This window comes from Pseudomonas imrae, assembly GCF_046352735.2.
Lineage (GTDB): Bacteria > Pseudomonadota > Gammaproteobacteria > Pseudomonadales > Pseudomonadaceae > Aquipseudomonas > Aquipseudomonas imrae.
Genome location: NZ_CP110853.2, coordinates 457785 through 475870 on the forward strand (window position 1 = coordinate 457785; position 18086 = coordinate 475870).

14 protein-coding genes are annotated in these 18086 nt (G+C 60.9%); 5 read left to right on the forward strand and 9 right to left on the reverse strand.

Annotation, left to right across the window (positions count from 1 at the left end; all coding sequences use genetic code 11):
- Positions 1–5: 5 nt before the first annotated feature.
- The 4 genes from OQ460_RS02085 (at position 6) to hemE (ending at position 9135) form a co-directional block, all read left to right on the forward strand.
- Positions 6–1580 carry an SPOR domain-containing protein gene (locus OQ460_RS02085; protein ID WP_410020268.1) on the forward strand — a complete coding sequence of 525 codons (1575 nt, stop codon included), beginning with the start codon at positions 6–8 and terminating at the stop codon, positions 1578–1580.
- Positions 1581–1928: 348 nt separating this feature from the next.
- Complete coding sequence (gene gltB, locus OQ460_RS02090; RefSeq protein WP_410020269.1) at positions 1929–6374, forward strand: glutamate synthase large subunit; 4446 nt, start codon at positions 1929–1931, stop codon at positions 6372–6374.
- Positions 6375–6406: 32 nt separating this feature from the next.
- Positions 6407–7825 (forward strand): FAD-dependent oxidoreductase, encoded by a 1419-nt coding sequence (locus tag OQ460_RS02095; protein WP_410020270.1) that lies wholly within the window; start codon positions 6407–6409, stop codon positions 7823–7825.
- A gap of 242 nt (positions 7826–8067) precedes the next feature.
- A complete protein-coding gene (gene hemE / locus OQ460_RS02100; protein ID WP_410020271.1) occupies positions 8068–9135 on the forward strand; it encodes a uroporphyrinogen decarboxylase in 1068 nt (355 codons plus the stop codon).
- Between the two features lie 52 nt (positions 9136–9187).
- Here hemE and OQ460_RS02105 read toward each other — a convergent pair whose 3' ends face one another.
- Positions 9188–10462: an MFS transporter gene (locus OQ460_RS02105; RefSeq protein ID WP_410020272.1), complete on the reverse strand. Its 1275-nt coding sequence runs from the start codon at positions 10460–10462 to the stop codon at positions 9188–9190.
- A gap of 124 nt (positions 10463–10586) precedes the next feature.
- Between OQ460_RS02105 and OQ460_RS02110 the strand changes: the two genes are divergently transcribed.
- The gene (locus OQ460_RS02110) at positions 10587–11480 is read left to right on the forward strand and encodes a LysR family transcriptional regulator (protein WP_410020273.1); all 894 of its coding nucleotides are present in this window, start codon (positions 10587–10589) and stop codon (positions 11478–11480) included.
- Between the two features lie 85 nt (positions 11481–11565).
- Here the strand turns inward: OQ460_RS02110 and OQ460_RS02115 are convergent, their stop codons facing one another.
- From OQ460_RS02115 to OQ460_RS02150, 8 genes are read right to left on the reverse strand one after another with little or no spacing between them, the layout of a single operon-like run.
- Entirely contained in the window at positions 11566–11961 is a 396-nt protein-coding gene (locus tag OQ460_RS02115; protein ID WP_410020274.1) for a hypothetical protein, read from the reverse strand.
- Positions 11962–11987: 26 nt separating this feature from the next.
- The gene (locus tag OQ460_RS02120) at positions 11988–13214 is read right to left on the reverse strand and encodes a beta-ketoacyl-ACP synthase (RefSeq protein WP_410020275.1); all 1227 of its coding nucleotides are present in this window, start codon (positions 13212–13214) and stop codon (positions 11988–11990) included.
- The gene (fabG, locus tag OQ460_RS02125; RefSeq protein WP_410020276.1) at positions 13214–13942 is read right to left on the reverse strand and encodes a 3-oxoacyl-ACP reductase FabG; all 729 of its coding nucleotides are present in this window, start codon (positions 13940–13942) and stop codon (positions 13214–13216) included. The genes OQ460_RS02120 and fabG overlap by 1 nt, the downstream gene beginning before the upstream one ends.
- On the reverse strand, positions 13935–14399 hold the full coding sequence (locus tag OQ460_RS02130) for a 3-hydroxylacyl-ACP dehydratase (RefSeq protein ID WP_410020277.1): 465 nt from the start codon (positions 14397–14399) through the stop codon (positions 13935–13937). The genes fabG and OQ460_RS02130 overlap by 8 nt, the downstream gene beginning before the upstream one ends.
- The gene (locus OQ460_RS02135) at positions 14396–15562 is read right to left on the reverse strand and encodes a beta-ketoacyl-[acyl-carrier-protein] synthase family protein (protein WP_410020278.1); all 1167 of its coding nucleotides are present in this window, start codon (positions 15560–15562) and stop codon (positions 14396–14398) included. Before OQ460_RS02135 ends, OQ460_RS02130 begins: the two co-directional genes overlap by 4 nt.
- The gene (locus tag OQ460_RS02140) at positions 15559–16041 is read right to left on the reverse strand and encodes a hypothetical protein (RefSeq protein WP_410020279.1); all 483 of its coding nucleotides are present in this window, start codon (positions 16039–16041) and stop codon (positions 15559–15561) included. Before OQ460_RS02140 ends, OQ460_RS02135 begins: the two co-directional genes overlap by 4 nt.
- Positions 16038–16787, reverse strand: a complete 750-nt coding sequence (locus OQ460_RS02145; RefSeq protein ID WP_410020280.1) for a class I SAM-dependent methyltransferase — start codon at positions 16785–16787, stop codon at positions 16038–16040. Before OQ460_RS02145 ends, OQ460_RS02140 begins: the two co-directional genes overlap by 4 nt.
- The gene (locus OQ460_RS02150) at positions 16784–18031 is read right to left on the reverse strand and encodes an NAD(P)/FAD-dependent oxidoreductase (protein ID WP_410020281.1); all 1248 of its coding nucleotides are present in this window, start codon (positions 18029–18031) and stop codon (positions 16784–16786) included. Before OQ460_RS02150 ends, OQ460_RS02145 begins: the two co-directional genes overlap by 4 nt.
- Positions 18032–18086 lie beyond the last annotated feature (55 nt).

Consider the following 18086-nt stretch of genomic DNA (forward strand, 5'->3'; position numbering starts at 1 on the left):
TTCCGATGACTAGTTTGCATGCCGACGAGGCGTTCCTCGGCCATTTCCAGTTGAACCACGACCCTTTTGCTCCCCGGGTGCCTGGTTTCAAATTCTTCCCTGCGCAGCGTAAGCCGGTATTGGGGCAACTGCACCACCTGGCGCGCTACAGCCAGTTGTTGCTGGTGGTAACCGGCCCCTTGGGCAGCGGTAAGACCTTGTTGCGTCAGGCACTGGTGGCCAGCACCAACAAGCAGTCGGTGCAGAGTGTGGTCGTATCCGCCCGCGGTGCGGGTGATGCGGCGGGTGTTTTGCGCCAGGTGGCCCAGGCCCTGGACGTATCCAATGCCGAGCCGACGGCGATCCTCAAGCAAGTAGTGCAATTGGGCCTGACGGGCCAGGAAGTCTACTTGCTGGTGGATGATGCCGAGCAGCTCGACGAGTCGGCGCTTGAGGCGTTGCTGGCCCTCGCGGCCGGTACGCCTGAAGGTCGTCCCCATGTCTTCCTGTTCGGTGAGTCGTCGCTGATTGCCGATCTGGAGCAATTGAGCGGCGAGGAAGAGCGCTTCCATGTCATCGAATTGCAGCCCTACGAGGAAGAGGAAACCCGCGAATATCTGGCCCAGCGTCTCGAAGGCGCCGGGCAGGGCATCGAACTTTTCTCCGCTCAGCAGATCTCTGATATTCACGAAAGCTCCGACGGTTGGCCTGGCACCATCAACCAGGTGGCCCGGGATGCGATGATCGAAGCCATGATTGCCAGCCGCTCAGCGGTGAAGCGTCCAAAGATGGGGTTCACCATGCCGAAGAAACACGTATTGGCAATTTCCGCTGTTGTGGTAGTTGCCGTCGCAGCCGCCTGGCTGATTCCTGGCCGCAGCAAAGCACCGACAGCGCCGGGTGTATCTACCGAGCAAGCGCAGTTGCCACTGGACAAGCCCACCGCCAACGGCGCGCCAGCCGTTGAGTTTGCCGGTTCTGGCCAGCCTACCAATCTGCCGATGGTCGGCCAGCCGGTCATGCGTGGCCCGCTCGCGGAAGAAGCGGGCACCATCTCGGAAGGTGACGACGGCGTGCCGGTGGAAGGCTCCAGCGCCACTCCGCCGACGGTCACCACCGTTGCCCCGCCGGCTGGCGAAGTCGCAAGCCCGGCCCCTGCCGCCAATCCGACACCTGCGCCGACTCAGGTCGCGACCGCCAAGCCGACCCCGGCGCCGGTAGCCAAACCTGCTCCGGCCCCTGCTGCCAAGCCGGCGCCCGTGGCCAAGCCTGCCGAAAAACCGGTGACAGTGGCCAAGGCCAAGACTGCGGCCGGCAGCGGCTGGTACGGTAGCCAGCCGGCCAAGAACTATGTGCTGCAGATCCTTGGCACCAGCTCCGAAGCCAGCGCTCAGAACTTCGTCAAGGAGCAGGGCGGCGAGTACCGTTATTTCAAGAAAGACCTCAACGGCAAGCCTCTCTATGTGATCACCTACGGCAACTTTGCCAGCCGTGATGCAGCCGTAAACGCCATCAAGGCCTTGCCAGCGAAGGTTCAGGCTGGTAAACCTTGGCCTCGCACTGTTGCCAGCGTCCAACAGGAACTGTCAGCAACTCGCTGAAGATTCGGCGGTCTTACCCAGGCCGCCCTCCCGGCACCTCAAAAAAACCGCAAGTGCGTGCTGCCCTAAAGGCCGCGCGCTTTGTGGTGTCTGCGCACGTCGCTTTTGAGTCGTAGCGGTCGGAACCAAAAAAGTTTTGACTAGCACAGCGTATAGCTTTAAACCTTTCATAAATGCGACATAGATTTGCGACATTTCGTCGCTAAATTTGTGGGCGTCTGTGTCGGTGTGTACAATGACCTCCCTTTTGCCCCCGCTAAGCCGGCGTACGTTCGGCGTGGAAGGTAACCGGTTGAATTAAAAAGAAATTTGCCTCGAAACAAGAGGCAGCCTGGTGAGAAAGTGTCTATGAAAGCAGGTCTGTACCAACCCGATGAATTCAAGGATAACTGTGGTTTCGGCCTGATTGCCCATATGCAGGGCGAACCCAGTCATACCCTTCTGCAAACGGCCATCGAGGCCCTGACCTGCATGACCCACCGCGGTGGGATCAACGCCGATGGCAAGACCGGTGACGGTTGCGGCTTGCTGATCCAAAAGCCCGACCAGTTCCTGCGCGCCATCGCCAAGGAAACCTTCGGTGCCGATTTACCCAAGCAGTACGCCGTGGGGATGGTGTTCTTCAATCAGGACCCGGTGAAAGCCCAAGCCGCTCGCGAGAACATGAACCGCGAGATCCTGGCTGCCGGCCTGCAACTTGTCGGCTGGCGCAAAGTGCCGATCGACACCAGCGTCCTCGGCCGCCTGGCCCTTGAGCGTCTACCGCAGATCGAGCAAGTGTTCATCGCAGGCGACGGCCTGAGCGACCAGGACATGGCGATCAAGCTGTTCACCTCCCGTCGTCGTTCGTCGGTGGCCAACGCTGCCGATACCGACCACTACATCTGCAGCTTTTCCCACAAGACCATCATTTATAAAGGCCTGATGATGCCGGCGGATCTCACCGCCTTCTATCCAGACCTGAGCGATGAGCGCCTGCAAACCGCAATCTGCGTGTTCCACCAGCGCTTCTCCACCAACACTCTGCCGAAATGGCCGCTGGCCCAGCCATTCCGCTTTCTTGCCCACAACGGCGAGATCAACACTATCACCGGCAACCGCAACTGGGCCGTGGCCCGTCGCACCAAGTTTGCCAACGACCTGATGGACCTGGAAGAGCTCGGCCCGCTGGTCAACCGCGTGGGTTCCGACTCTTCCAGCATGGACAACATGCTGGAGCTGATGGTCACCGGCGGCATCGACCTGTTCCGTGGCGTGCGCATGATCATTCCGCCTGCGTGGCAGAACGTCGAGACCATGGACCCCGATCTGCGGGCGTTCTATGAGTACAACTCGATGCACATGGAGCCGTGGGATGGCCCTGCGGGCGTGGTAATGACCGATGGCCGCTACGCGGTGTGCCTGCTGGACCGTAACGGTCTGCGCCCGGCGCGTTGGGTCACCACCACCAACGGTTTCATCACCCTGGCCTCGGAAGTCGGCGTGTGGAACTACCAGCCTGAAGATGTCATCGCCAAAGGTCGCGTCGGCCCGGGCCAGATCCTGGCGGTTGACACCGAAACCGGACAGATCCTCGACACCGACGCCATCGATAACCGCTTGAAGTCCCGTCACCCTTACAAGCAATGGCTGCGCAAGAACGCCCTGCGCATCCAGGCAACCATGGAAGACAACGACCACGGCTCGGCTTTCTATGACGTGGACCAGCTCAAGCAGTACATGAAGATGTACCAGGTCACGTTCGAGGAGCGTGACCAGGTGCTGCGTCCACTCGGCGAGCAAGGCTACGAGGCCGTCGGCTCCATGGGTGACGACACGCCAATGGCTGTGCTGTCCCAGCGTGTGCGCACGCCGTACGACTACTTCCGCCAGCAGTTCGCCCAGGTGACCAACCCACCGATTGACCCGCTGCGTGAAGCCATCGTGATGTCCCTGGAAGTGTGTCTCGGTGCCGAGCGCAATATCTTCCAGGAGTCGCCAGAGCACGCTTCGCGCGTGATCCTCAGCTCGCCGGTCATTTCCCCGGCCAAGTGGCGTTCGTTGATGACCCTGGAGCGTCCAGGCTTCGACCGCCAGATCATCGACCTGAACTACGACGAAAGCCTGGGCCTTGAAGCCGCTGTGCGCAACGTCGCCGACCAGGCCGAAGAAGCCGTGCGCGCCGGTCGTACGCAGATCGTGTTGACCGACCGCCATATCGCCCCCGGCAAGCTGCCGATCCATGCCTCCCTGGCCACCGGTGCGGTACACCACCGCCTGACCGAAAAAGGCCTGCGCTGCGACTCCAACATCCTTGTGGAAACGGCGACCGCCCGCGACCCGCATCACTTTGCCGTGCTGATCGGTTTTGGCGCTTCGGCGGTCTATCCGTTCCTGGCATACGAAGTGCTGGGCGACCTGATCCGGACCGGCGAAGTGCTGGGCGACCTCTATGAGGTGTTCAAGAACTACCGCAAGGGCATCACCAAGGGCCTGCTGAAGATCCTGTCGAAGATGGGCATCTCTACGGTCACGTCTTATCGCGGTGCCCAGTTGTTCGAAGCCATCGGTCTCTCGGAAGAAGTCTGCAATATGAGCTTCCGTGGCGTGCCGAGCCGCATCAAGGGCGCGCGTTTCGTCGACATCGAAGCCGAACAGAAAGCCCTGGCTGCCGAAGCCTGGAGCGCGCGCAAGCCGATCCAGCAAGGTGGCCTGCTCAAGTTCGTCCACGGTGGCGAATACCACGCCTACAACCCGGATGTGGTCAACACCTTGCAAGCCGCCGTGCAGCAGGGCGATTACGCCAAGTTCAAGGAATACACCGCGCTGGTGGATAACCGCCCGGTGTCGATGATCCGCGACCTGTTCAAGGTGAAAACCCTGGACACGCCGCTGGCCATCAGCGAAATCGAGCCGCTGGAATCAATCCTCAAGCGTTTCGATTCCGCCGGTATTTCCCTCGGTGCCTTGTCGCCTGAGGCGCACGAAGCCCTGGCCGAAGCCATGAATCGCCTGGGTGCGCGTTCCAACTCCGGCGAAGGCGGCGAAGACCCGGCGCGCTACGGCACCATCAAAAGCTCGAAAATCAAGCAGGTCGCCACTGGCCGTTTTGGCGTGACCCCGGAATACCTGGTCAACGCCGAAGTGCTGCAGATCAAAGTTGCCCAGGGCGCCAAGCCCGGCGAGGGCGGCCAACTGCCCGGTGGCAAGGTCAACGGTTTGATCGCCAAGCTGCGCTACGCAGTGCCGGGCGTAACCCTGATCTCGCCGCCGCCGCACCACGACATCTACTCGATTGAAGATTTGTCGCAGCTGATTTTCGATCTGAAACAAGTCAACCCGCAGGCTCTGGTCTCGGTGAAACTGGTGGCAGAAGCGGGCGTGGGCACCATCGCCGCCGGTGTGGCCAAGGCCTATGCCGACCTGATCACCATTTCCGGCTACGACGGTGGCACCGGCGCATCGCCACTGACTTCGATCAAGTACGCAGGCGCGCCATGGGAACTGGGTCTGGCGGAAACCCACCAGACCCTGCGCGGCAACGACCTGCGCGGCAAGGTCCGGGTGCAGACCGACGGCGGCCTGAAAACCGGACTCGACGTGATCAAGGCCGCAATCCTCGGCGCCGAGAGCTTCGGCTTCGGTACCGCGCCAATGATCGCCCTGGGCTGCAAATACCTGCGCATCTGCCACCTGAACAACTGCGCCACCGGCGTCGCCACTCAGAACGAAAAGCTGCGCAAGGATCACTACATCGGCACCGTCGACATGGTGGTGAATTTCTTCACCTACGTCGCCGAAGAGACCCGTGAGTGGCTGGCCAAGCTGGGCGTGCGTTCCCTCGAAGAGCTGATCGGCCGCACCGACCTCCTGGAAATCCTCGAAGGCCAGAGCGCCAAGCAGCACCACCTGGACCTGACGCCACTGTTGGGCAGCGACCACATCCCGGCAGACAAACCACAATTCTGCCAGGTGGACCGCAACCCGCCGTTCGACAAAGGCCTGTTGGCTGAGAAGATGGTCGAAATGGCCGGCTCCTCGATCAACGACGCCAGTGGTGGTGAGTTCGCCCTGGATATCTGCAACTGCGACCGTTCTATCGGCGCACGTATCTCCGGCGAAATTGCACGCAAACACGGCAACCAAGGCATGGCCAAGGCGCCAATCACCTTCCGTTTCAAGGGCACTGCGGGCCAGAGCTTTGGCGTGTGGAACGCCGGCGGCCTGCACATGTACCTGGAAGGCGACGCCAACGACTACGTGGGCAAGGGCATGACCGGCGGCAAGCTGGTGATCGTTCCGCCTAACGGCAGCGTCTACAAGACCCAGGACAGTGCCATCATCGGCAATACCTGCTTGTATGGCGCCACCGGTGGCAAGCTGTTCGCCGCCGGTACCGCCGGTGAGCGTTTCGCCGTGCGTAACTCCGGCGCCCACACCGTGGTGGAAGGCACTGGCGATCATTGCTGCGAATACATGACCGGCGGCTTTGTCGCCGTCCTGGGCAAGACCGGCTACAACTTCGGTTCGGGTATGACGGGCGGTTTCGCCTACGTGCTGGACCAGGACAACACCTTCGTCGACAAGGTCAACCACGAGTTGGTCGAGATCCAGCGGATCAGCGGCGAAGCGATGGAGTCATACCGTAACCACTTGCAGCATGTGCTGGACGAGTACGTCGAGGAAACCGGCAGCGAATGGGGTCGTAACCTCGCCGAAAACCTCGATGATTACCTGCGTCGTTTCTGGCTGGTCAAGCCCAAGGCTGCCAACCTGAAATCGCTGCTTTCCAGCATCCGTGCCAACCCGCAGTGATATGCGCCTGAAGAGTTTGATGAGGTTTTAACATGGCTGAACGTCTGAATAACGACTTCCAGTTCATCGATGTCGGGCGCAAAGATCCGAAGAAGAAACTGTTGCGTCAACGCAAGAAAGAGTTCGTGGAAATCTACGAACCCTTCAAACCCCAGCACTCGGCCGACCAGGCCCACCGCTGCCTGGGTTGCGGTAACCCATATTGCGAATGGAAGTGCCCGGTGCACAACTTCATTCCCAACTGGCTCAAACTGGTAGCCGAGGGCAACATCCTCGCCGCTGCCGAGCTGTCGCACCAGACCAACACTCTGCCGGAAGTCTGCGGCAGGGTTTGTCCCCAGGACCGTCTGTGCGAGGGTGCCTGCACCCTTAACGACGGTTTTGGTGCGGTGACCATTGGTTCGGTTGAGAAATACATCACCGATACCGCGTTCGCCATGGGCTGGCGCCCGGACATGTCCAAGGTCAAGCCGACCGGCAAGCGCGTGGCAATCATCGGTGCCGGGCCTGCGGGCCTGGGCTGCGCCGATGTGCTGGTGCGTGGTGGTGTGACCCCAGTGGTGTTCGACAAGAACCCGGAAATCGGTGGTCTGCTGACCTTCGGCATCCCCGAGTTCAAGCTGGAAAAAACCGTACTGAGCCATCGTCGCGAAGTCTTTACCGGTATGGGCATCGAGTTCCGCCTGAACACCGAGATCGGCAAAGACGTGACCATGGAGCAACTGCTCGCCGAATACGACGCCGTGTTCATGGGCATGGGCACCTACACCTACATGAAAGGCGGTTTTGCCGGTGAGGACCTGCCGGGTGTGTACGACGCTTTGGATTTCCTGATCGCCAACGTCAACCGCAACCTGGGCTTTGAAAAGTCGCCGGAAGATTTCGTCGACATGAAAGGCAAGAAAGTCGTGGTGCTCGGCGGTGGTGATACCGCGATGGACTGCAACCGCACTTCGATCCGCCAGGGCGCCAAGTCGGTGACCTGCGCTTATCGTCGTGACGAAGCCAACATGCCCGGTTCGCGCAAAGAGGTGAAGAACGCCAAGGAAGAGGGTGTGAAATTCCTCTACAACCGCCAACCGATTGCCATCGTTGGCGAGGATCGCGTTGAAGGCGTGAAGGTGGTCGAGACCCGTCTTGGCGAACCGGACGCCCGTGGCCGTCGCAGTCCCGAGCCGATTCCGGGTTCCGAAGAGATCATACCGGCCGACGCCGTGGTTATCGCTTTCGGCTTCCGTCCAAGCCCGGCGCCATGGTTCGAGCAGTTCGAGATCCAGACCGACAGCCAGGGCCGCGTGGTGGCTCCGGAACAAGGCCAGTACAAGCACCAGACCAGCAACCCGAAGATCTTCGCCGGTGGCGATATGGTGCGCGGGTCTGACCTGGTAGTGACGGCGATCTTCGAAGGCCGTAATGCTGCCGAAGGGATCCTGGACTACCTGCAAGTCTGACCCTGATCCCGAGTTGGAATGGGATCAGAATGTGTGAGCGGGCTTGCTCGCGATAGCGGTGTATCAGTCACTAAACTATGTCGACTGATCCACCGCTATCGCGAGCAAGCCCGCTCCCACAGTTATTTTGTGGCGGTCACTGGCCGCGACAAATTGACCCGATAGACAAAAGGCTGACCTGCAACCGTGCCTTTTGCGTCCGGCTCTGAGAAAATGCCCGCACTTTTTTTGCGGATGCCGACATGACTGCCCTCAAGAACGACCGTTTCCTTCGTGCCCTGCTCAAGCAACCCGTAGACGTCACGCCTGTATGGATGATGCGTCAAGCCGGTCGCTACCTGCCGGAATACCGTGCCAGCCGCGCTCACGCCGGTGATTTCATGAGCCTGTGCATGAATCCGGAGTTTGCTTGCGAAGTCACGATGCAGCCGCTGGATCGCTATCCACAACTGGACGCTGCCATCCTCTTCTCCGATATTTTGACCATCCCTGATGCCATGGGCCAAGGCTTGTACTTTGAAACCGGCGAAGGTCCGCGTTTCAAGAAAGTCGTCAGTACCCTGGCAGACATCGAAGCCTTGCCGATCCCCGATCCCCACAAGGACCTGGGCTATGTGATGGATGCCGTCAGTACCATCCGCCGCGAGCTCAATGGCCGTGTGCCGCTGATTGGCTTCTCCGGCAGCCCGTGGACGCTGGCCACCTATATGGTCGAAGGCGGCTCGTCGAAAGACTTCCGCAAGACCAAGGCCATGCTCTACGACAACCCGCAAGCCATGCACCTGTTGCTGGACAAGCTGGCCCAGTCGGTCATTTCCTACCTCAACGGCCAGATCATGGCCGGCGCGCAGGCGGTGCAGATCTTTGACACCTGGGGCGGCAACCTGTCGGCGGCGGCATACCAGGAGTTTTCCCTGGCCTACATGCGCAAGATTGTCAGCGGCTTGATCCGCGAACACGAAGGCCGCAAGGTTCCGGTGATCATGTTCACCAAGGGTGGCGGCCTGTGGCTGGAAAGCATCGCCGATGCCGGCGCCGATGCATTGGGCCTGGACTGGACCTGCGATATCGGCCAAGCCCGTCGACGCGTCGGCAACCAGGTCGCCCTGCAAGGCAACATGGATCCAACCGTGCTGTACGCCAAGCCGGAAGCGATCCGTACTGAGGTCGGCCGCATCCTCGCCAGCTACGGCAAGGGTACGGGGCACGTATTCAACCTCGGCCACGGCATCACGCCGGAAGTCGATCCAGAACATGCCGGCGCCTTCCTGCGCGCGGTGCATGAGCTGTCGGCGCAGTATCACGAATAAAGCGCAAAACAAATGTGGGAGCGGGCTTGCTCCCACATAAAGCTGGATCGCGTCAGCCCTTGACTTGCCCCAGCGGCGGCAACTTCGCCAGCTTCAACGCCACCAGCAACGCGACGATCAGCAGCGTCACGATAAACCCACCAATTCCGTTCCATCCCGCGTAATGCCAGAAAACCCCGCCCGCCGTCCCGGCAATGCTGGAGCCTGCGTAGTAGCTGAACAGGTACAGCGACGAAGCCTGGCCCCTGGCTTGGCGCGCCCTGCGTCCTATCCAACTGCTGGCCACCGAGTGAGCACCGAAGAAGCCGAACGTGAACAACAGCATGCCGAGAATCACCAGGGCCAGCGAGGTAAACAGGGTCAGGGCCATCCCGGCTAGCATCAGCACGATCGTGGCCCACAACATGCGGCGCCGTCCCAGGCGGTCGGCCAGGGAGCCGACTTTCGCCGAGCTGTAGATGCCCGAGAGGTAAACCACAGAAAGCAGGCCTACTGCGGCCTGGCTCAGTTCATAGGGCGCGGCGAGCAGGCGATAGCCAATGTAGTTGAACAGTGTCACGAACGCGCCCATCAGCAGGAAGGCTTCGAGAAACAACCAAGGCAGGCCCGCATCCTTGAAGTGCATGACAAAGCCATTCATCAGGCTGCGCGGCTTTAGGCTGCTGGCGCGGAAGTTGCGCGACTCGGGGAGGATTTTCCAGAATACCGTCGCTGCGATCAGCGCCAGTGCGCCGATGATCAGCATTGCGATGTGCCAACTGACGAAGTCGATCAGTACGCCAATGATCAGGCGCCCGCTCATGCCGCCGATTGCGTTGCCTGCGATATACAGACCCATGGCCAGGCCAAGGTGCTGCGGATGGATCTCTTCGCTCAGGTAGGTCATTGCGACGGCGGCCAGGCCACTCAGCGATAGCCCTAACAACGCACGCATCAACAGAATGCCTTCCCATGTCGGCATCAGGCCGCTGGCGATGGTACACGCGGCCGCGCAGAACAGCGCCGCCACCATTACCGGCTTGCGTCCGAGACGATCGGAAACCGGTCCGGTAATCAGCAGGCCAAAGGCGAGCATCGCGGTGGACACCGAAAGAATCAGACTGCTCTGCGCAGCGTTGATGGAAAATTCGTGGGACAGCGCCGGCATCATCGGCTGTACGCAATAGAGCAGGGCAAACGTGGCAAAGCCACCGGCGAACAGCGCCAGTACCGTGCGCATGAACAGCGGCGTGCCTTTTTCGATGTATGCATCCTCGAACAGCGCCCCTGCCTCATCCAGGGCAGTAGGCGGACGTTCTTGGGCGAGTGGAGCGGCAGCAGCTTTCACGCGGGACCTCGGGGAGGAAAAGCAGCCAGGACTGGCAATGTCAAAAAGAATATAGCTGGCTAATGATTCTTTCCAATATATTGTTCGACCTGTTTGATATCTTCTGCGACCTAATGAGGTTTCCATGGAATTGCGCCACCTGCGCTACTTCATCGCCGTGGCCGAAGAGTTGCACTTTGGCCGCGCCGCCCAGGTGCTGGGCATCTCGCAGCCGCCGTTGAGCCAGCAGATCCAGGCGCTGGAGCTGCAGGTGGGCGCGCGTCTGTTTGAGCGTACCAATCGTCGGGTCGAACTCAGCGAGGCAGGACGATTGTTCCTGCATGAAGCGCGCCTGGTATTGGCGCAGGTCGACAAAGCAGCGGACGTGGCCCGTCGGGCGCAGTTGGGAGAGCTGGGTGAGTTGAAGATCGGTTTCACCTCTTCCGCGCCGTTCAACTCCAGCATCCCACAAGCGATTTTCGCTTTTCGTCAGGCGTTCCCGGCGGTGCATTTGAACCTGCAGGAAATGAGCAGTACTGAAGTGGCCGAATCCTTGATGGACGAGTCAATCCAGGTCGGGCTGATGCGGCCGCTACCATTGCCGGACTCCTTGAGTGTTGTCGAGTTGATGCGCGAACCGTTGGTGGCCGTCTTGAGCGCTGGTCATCCCTTGGCGGAAGGCAGCGAACGCGGCTTGCATCTGGCGCAATTGGCTCAGGAACCGTTTGTGTTTTTCCCGCGCAGCTATGGCAGCGGTCTGTATGCGCAGTTGCTCAACCTGGCGCGCGACGCGGGTTTCAGTCCGCATTTTGCCCAGGAGGCGGGCGAGGCGATGACCATCATCGGCCTGGTGGCGGCTGGGTTGGGGGTGTCGGTGCTGCCGGCATCGTACCAGCGTATCCGCATCGACGGAGTAGTCTACCGAACGTTGCTTGATCAGGAGGCAGTGACGGCAGTGTGGCTGGTGCAGCGCAAGGGGGCACAGTCGCCGATGGCCATGGCGTTTGTGGAGTTGTTGACGCGCAAGGCTTCTCTGTGACGGAACAAATCGATGTGGTAGCGGCGATGACAAGCCAGCCTGCCTGTGAAGAGGGCGCCGAAAGGCGCCCTTTGTCGTTTCTGGGTTATTGAATACCTGCCGAACGCAACCCCGCCAAAATATCGCGGTCCAGCATGCTCACCCAGCGGTTGTAGTTGCGATGAATCTTGCCGTCCTTGTAGCCCAGGTCGCGGCTGTCGCGGTAGGTGATGGCGTAGCTGTTGCGGGTGTAGCGGATGTCGATTGCCGCGTAGAACTGGCTGCGCACGGTGATTTCGGCCTGCACCAGTTGCGGGCTCAGGCGTTGTACTGTCCACCCGCGTTTTTGCAGGGCGGCGACGATCACCTGTTTGATTTTTTCTTCGCTGACCTGGGTCGTGACCGGCAGCTCGTGCTGGGTGTTGAGCACTGGCTTGCTGGTGCAGCCGGCGGTGGTCAGCAGGGCCAGGGTGATCAGGGTGGCGCGTAGCAGGGAAGACATTCCGTTTTCTCCAGTCGATTGAAAAGTCAGGGCCAGCGGCGAAAGATCAGCGACGTATTGACCCCACCAAAGGCAAAGTTGTTGTTCATCACGTAGTCATTGTGCATCTGGCGAAACTCGCCTTGCAGGTAGTCCAATTCACCGCAGCGCGGGTCCACCTGGTCGAGGTTGAAGGTCGGGACGTACTGATCGCGGTTCATCATTTCGATGCTGAACCAGGACTCCAGCGCACCGCAAGCGCCGAGGGTGTGGCCCAGGAAGCTCTTCTGCGAACTGATGGGCATGCGGCTGCCGAACAGGCTGCTGGTGGCCAGGGTTTCGGCGATATCGCCTTGTTCGGTAGCGGTGCCGTGGCCGTTCACATAGCCGATGGCGGCCGGCTGCAGGCTGGCGTCTTCCAGGGCCAGCTCCATTGCCCGGCGCATGGTGGCCTGTTCGGGGCGAGTGGTGTGCTGGCCGTCGGCGTTGCTGCCGAAACCAACGATCTCGGCATGAATATGCGCACCGCGCGCCAGTGCGTGGTCCAGTTCTTCAAGTACCAGCATGCCGCCGCCTTCGCCGATCACCAGCCCATCGCGGCCGCTGTCGTAGGGACGCGGACTGGTTTGCGGAGCGTCGTTTTTCAGGCTGGTGGCGTAGAGCGCATCGAAGACCATGGCTTCTGTGGGGCACAGTTCTTCCGCGCCGCCGGCGAGCATCAGGGGCAGGCGGCCGAACTTGATGGCTTCGTAGGCGTAGCCGATGCCCTGGCTGCCGCTGGTGCAGGCGCTGGAGGTGGGAATCAGGCGTCCGGTGAGGCCAAAGAAGATGCTGATGTTGGCCGCTGTGGTGTGGGGCATCATCCGCACATAGGAGTTGGCGTTCAGCCCCTCGGCCACGGAGTTGAGCAGCATGTTGCCGAACGCCTTGATCTCATCGGTGCTGCCGGTAGAAGAGCCGCATGCGACGCCCATGCGCCCATCCTTGATCGATTCATCCCCCAACAACCCCGCGTCCTGCAATGCCTGTTCCGCCGCCCAGACTGCCAGGCGCGAGACCCGGCCCATGCTGCGCAGTTGCTTGCGGGTCCAGTGGGCCGGCACCACGAAATCATCGATAGGCCCGGCCAGTCGCGTATTCAGCTCGCTGAACCGATTCCACTCATCCATGCGTCGAATGCCGCTGCGCGGGGCGCGAAAGTTGGCGGCGATGGTCTCCCAGTCACTGCCAAGAGACGTGACGCCGGCCATGCCGGTGACGACCACCCGTTTCATCAACACAGGCCTCCGTTGACCGCCAACACCTGGCGGGTGATGTAGCCGGCCTCGGCAGACATCAGGAAATTCACTGCGCCGGCCACTTCTTCCGGAGTGCCCATGCGTTGGGCAGGGATCATTTTCATCAATTCTTCCACCGGCACATTTTCATCGAGCATAGCGGTGTCAATCAGGCCGGGCGCCACGCAGTTGACCGTGATCTTGCGCTTGCCCAACTCGATGGCCAGGGCTTTGGCCGCACCGATCAGGCCGGCCTTGGAAGCGCTGTAGTTGACCTGGCCGCGATTGCCGATCAGCCCGGAAACAGAGGTAATGCACACAATACGCCCGGCGGCGCGACGACGGATCATCGGCATCATCACTGGGTGCAGCACGTTATAGAAACCGTCGAGGTTGGTGCGCATCACCACGTCCCAGTCCTCTTGCGAAAGCGCCGGGAATGCGCCGTCACGGGTCAACCCTGCATTCAGCACGACGCCGTAGTAGGCGCCATGTTCTTCGACGTCCGCTTCCAGGGTTGTCTTGCAACTGTCGCGATCCGAGACGTCGAACTGCAGCACTCGAGCCTTGCGTCCAATGGCCTGGATTTGCGCCTGTACGGCATCCGCTTCGGTGCGGCCCGTGCGGCAATGCAGCACGATGTCATGGCCGGCCTGGGCCAGGCGCAAGGCGATGGCGCGGCCGATGCCCCGGCTGGAGCCGGTGACCAGTACGGATTCAGTCATGACGCGTGTCCTTCGATTCAGCTAAATAATTGGCCGCCTGGGGCGGTCGAAATACGTTCAGGCGCGCGCTGGCCTGGATGCCGTCGCCAGTGAGATGGCATTCGAACACACCCATGCCGTTATCGTCTTCCAGGGAGCGCAGCCCATGGATGTGCAGCTCGGCGCCCGGGGGGAAGTGCTCGACGTTGCACTCGAACTTGCGTGTGCCCAGTAAAAAGCCCAGCACCACCGGCTCGCCCTTCTGGCGCGCGTGACAGCCTGCGTAGGCAGCGACGCTCTGGGCCATCAGCTCGATCGCAACCCAGGCCGGCAGGCTGCCGTCTTGGCAGTTGAAAAGACCGCCGGGCTTGACGGTGAGGCGGGTTTGGATCTGATCCTCGTCGAACGCCAGGACCTGGTCGATGAGGATCATGTCGCCAGCGTGAGGCAGTAGCTCGGCGAGTGGCCAATCGATCATGGGGCATCTCCGATAATCAGGCTGACATTGTTGCCGCCAAAGGCAAACGAGTTACTCATCAGGCAGCGTTTTTCCAGGGCAGTGCCGGTCTTTGCCCATTGCAGGGCCGGTAGCGCCGGGTCTGGCTGGCCATCCCAGATATGTGGTGGCATCAGGCCCTGGTCCAGGCTCAACCAGCAGAACGCAGCCTCTAGCGCCCCGGCAGCGCCGAGGGTGTGGCCGGTCATGGGTTTGGTGGAGGAACAGCTCACGCCGTCGGGGAACAGCCTGGCGACCGCCTGGCTTTCCATGGCGTCGTTGTGTTGGGTCGCGGTGCCGTGCAAGTTCAAGTAGCCGATCTGCGCAGGTGCGAGTTTCGCACTGGCCAGCGCCTTGCTCATTGCCTGCCATGCACCCTTGCCGCTGGGCTCGGGGGCGGAAATATGGTGCGCGTCGCAACTGGCGCCACTGCCCAGCAATGCGATAGGTGCCGGCGTCTTGCTCATCAGGAACAGCACGGCCGCTTCGCCGATATTGATGCCATTGCGGTTCACCGAAAACGGGTTGCAACGCTGTGCCGATACGGCTTCCAGCGCGGTAAAACCATTGAGGGTCAGCTTGCACAGGCTATCGACCCCGCCACACAGCACCGCGTCGCAGATTCCCATGTCCAGCAAGCGCCGGGCACTCATCAGCGCGCGGGCGCTGGAGGTGCAGGCAGTGGAGATCACATAGGCCGGGCCACTCAATTGCAGCCAGTCGGCAAGGAAGTTGGCCGGAGCGCCGAGTTCCTGTTGCTGATAGTCGTAGTCACCCGGGAAGTGGTTTTCCTGCAGATAATGGGCGATGCCGCGACTCGCCTCATCGATACCCGACGTGCTGGTGCCGAGCACGATGCCGATGCGCGACGGGCCGAAGGTCTGGATTGCCTGCTGGATTTGGCGGTCGATCTGCAAAGCCGCTTCGAGCAGCAATTGGTTGTTGCGGCTGCTCTGCTGCACCATCTGCGGTGGGATTGGTGCCAACTCACCCAATACGCTGCCGACCGGCAATACGCGTTCGGGCACCCAGCCGCTTTCGGCATGCATCCCTGAGCAATCCCCGGCAAACAGGTTGCGGCTGACTTCATGCTTGTCACGGCCCAGGGCGCAGATCACTCCGAGGGCATTGAGGTAGGCCGTCATGGGGCGTTCTCGAGCGGCGTTACATGGTAATTCAACGGTTGACCCCTCAGGTATACGGTGAATACCTGAGGCGCCTGATAGATGATTTGCCAATGAGGCTTGAGCACCCGCACATCAGCTACCTCGCGGGCGTCGGGGTAATTGCCTGGGACCTCATCAGTTGGCGTCAGGGCAAACAGCAACGCCGCAAACAATTCCCGGGCCTGGGGGTTGGGCGGCAGCAAGCCATCTGCCTGCCAGTCGCCGTCGACCAGTTTTTGCCGGGCCTGGGGGATCCCCAGCGGGTCCATCAGCGACCAGCGCACAGCAGCGCCTTCACGCTGGATCACCAACAGCCAGTCCTGATGTTGGCCGTCCTGTTCGCGCTGCACATGTAATTGCATGGGCAGATCCAGGCTTGGCGTGCGTACGGGCAGCGGTAACTGACTGGCGCAGGCGCTCAGCAACAAGACGCAGCCGATCAGCAGAGTGCGGATCACTGTGCTAAGCCTGCAAGGGGTTTGCGGGCGACCACATTGACCAGGGTTTCCTCACGCTGGCCAAACGGCTTGGGCCGGCGCAGCCCCCAACGTTCCAGCAAGCCGAAATCCTGCGAGCGGCTCCACCACAAATACGGGTACGAGACGTTCTGTGGAGCAAATTCGAAACCCTGTCCGGCAATCATCTCCAAGTACTCCTCGGCGCTTTTTTGCACGTGCATCGGATGCCGGAACAACCAGCGAATCACCCAGGTATCGATATAGGCTTCGGTGGACTCGGCAAACAGCAGGTAACCGCCCGGCTTGAGCACTCGATAGAACTCGGCCAGCGCACGTTGTTGTTCCACCAGATGATGAAAGGTCTGGTGGCAGAACAGGATATCGACACTGGCGTCGGCCACCTCGAGGGTAGCGCAGTCGCTGCCGATCAGTTCGATGGTAATGTTCTGGCGCGCAGCTTCAGCGCGGCTCAACTCCAGGCTGTGAGGGTCAGCGTCGAGGCCGATCAGGCGTTGGGGGGCGAACATTTGCTGCAGAAGGCGGAACGATTTGCCTTGGCCACAACCGGCATCCAGCACCACCGGCGCCAGGGGTAAAGGCTCGCTGAACAGCTTGCGCAAATCGTTGATCGCCACGCGCAGCACATGATGCTGCCAGGTGTGGCTGCGCAGGAACCAGAAGCCGAACCTGGTTTCTTCGACGTAGGTCTGGCTCAAGTACTCCTTGTGAGCTGGAGGACTGCTCATACGTGATCCTCCGCGCAGATCTGCGAAAGCATGCGCAGGCGGCGCTTGGGTTCGCTGACGAACGGATTGCGCTGATCCCAGGCATAACCGGCAAGGATCGAGCTGATCATCCGGCGAATGTGCGGGGAGCTGTCGGGGTGGAAAATCACATCCTGGAAGGTTCCGGCATACCAGCCTTCGACATAGCAACGGAACGTATCCACGCCGCGCTTGAGCGGCTCGGCAAATTCGGTTTGCCAGTCGACGCTTTCGCCCTTGAGCTGGCGGTTCAGCAGGCCGGCGGCCATGCTCGCCGAACGCATGGCGATGGTCACGCCGGAAGAAAATACCGGGTCGAGGAATTCCGCCGCGTTGCCCAGCAGTGCGAAACCAGGGCCATGCAAGGTAGTGACATTGGCCGAGTAGCCGCCGATGGCCCGTGCCGGGGTGTCCCACACGGCATCTTTCAGTACGGTGGACAGGCTCGGAGTTTCGTCGATAAAGCTACGCAGGCAAGCGTCCAGATCGGCATCGCGCCCCTCGAAATGTGTCTTGGCTGCCACCACACCGACCGAGCAGCGACCATCGCTGAACGGGATGGTCCAGAACCAGATGTCGCGTTGGGTCGGGTGAGTGGTGATGAGAATCTTGGTGCGGTCAAAGCCCGGATGTTCGATACGGTCCTCGATGTGAGTGAACACCGCCTGGCGCAGCGGGAAATTCGACGGTGCTTCCAAATTCAGCAGGCGCGGTAACACACGTCCGTAACCGCTGGCGTCGAGGACGAAGCTCGTCTTGATGTGGTATTCGCGGCCATTCTCCTGGCGCACATGCAGGTAGCGATGGCCGGCTGCGAAATCAACGCCGATCAAGGTCTGGCCGTAGCGGATTTCCACCCCTTGCAACGCTGCCTGATCGGCCAGCAACTTGTCGAAGTCGGCGCGCTGCACTTGGAAGGTGCTGGGCTTGCCATTGCTGAAGGTGTCATCGAATTCAAAGGCACTGTAGCGATCGCCCCAGGCAAACGCGGCACCGGTTTTCAACTGAAAACCGGCAGCGTTGACCGCCTCGAGCATGCCGGCTTCTTCGATGAAGTCGATGCAATGGGACAGCAGGCTTTCACCGATGGAAAAACGCGGGAAGTGCTGGCGTTCAATGATCAACACATCATGCCCGTTGCGCTTGAGCAGCGCGGCCGCGATGGCGCCGGAGGGACCGGCGCCAATCACCACCACCTGGCGACGTTCGATTTCAACTGTGGGCACTGTGGCTCCTTGCCGGGTTGGCGATCATCAAATTCAAGTCAGGAAAGTCCGTATT

Bases quoted from the DNA above. Each gene is read 5' to 3' on its own strand.
- OQ460_RS02085 (WP_410020268.1), top strand. From the start codon at position 6: ATGACTAGTTTGCATGCCGACGAGGCGTTCCTCGGCCATTTCCAGTTG.
- gltB (WP_410020269.1), top strand. From the start codon at position 1,929: ATGAAAGCAGGTCTGTACCAACCCGATGAATTCAAGGATAACTGTGGT.
- OQ460_RS02095 (WP_410020270.1), top strand. From the start codon at position 6,407: ATGGCTGAACGTCTGAATAACGACTTCCAGTTCATCGATGTCGGGCGC.
- hemE (WP_410020271.1), top strand. From the start codon at position 8,068: ATGACTGCCCTCAAGAACGACCGTTTCCTTCGTGCCCTGCTCAAGCAA.
- OQ460_RS02110 (WP_410020273.1), top strand. From the start codon at position 10,587: ATGGAATTGCGCCACCTGCGCTACTTCATCGCCGTGGCCGAAGAGTTG.
- OQ460_RS02115 (WP_410020274.1), bottom strand. From the start codon at position 11,961: ATGTCTTCCCTGCTACGCGCCACCCTGATCACCCTGGCCCTGCTGACC.
- OQ460_RS02120 (WP_410020275.1), bottom strand. From the start codon at position 13,214: ATGAAACGGGTGGTCGTCACCGGCATGGCCGGCGTCACGTCTCTTGGC.
- fabG (WP_410020276.1), bottom strand. From the start codon at position 13,942: ATGACTGAATCCGTACTGGTCACCGGCTCCAGCCGGGGCATCGGCCGC.
- OQ460_RS02130 (WP_410020277.1), bottom strand. From the start codon at position 14,399: ATGATCGATTGGCCACTCGCCGAGCTACTGCCTCACGCTGGCGACATG.
- OQ460_RS02135 (WP_410020278.1), bottom strand. From the start codon at position 15,562: ATGACGGCCTACCTCAATGCCCTCGGAGTGATCTGCGCCCTGGGCCGT.
- OQ460_RS02145 (WP_410020280.1), bottom strand. From the start codon at position 16,787: ATGAGCAGTCCTCCAGCTCACAAGGAGTACTTGAGCCAGACCTACGTC.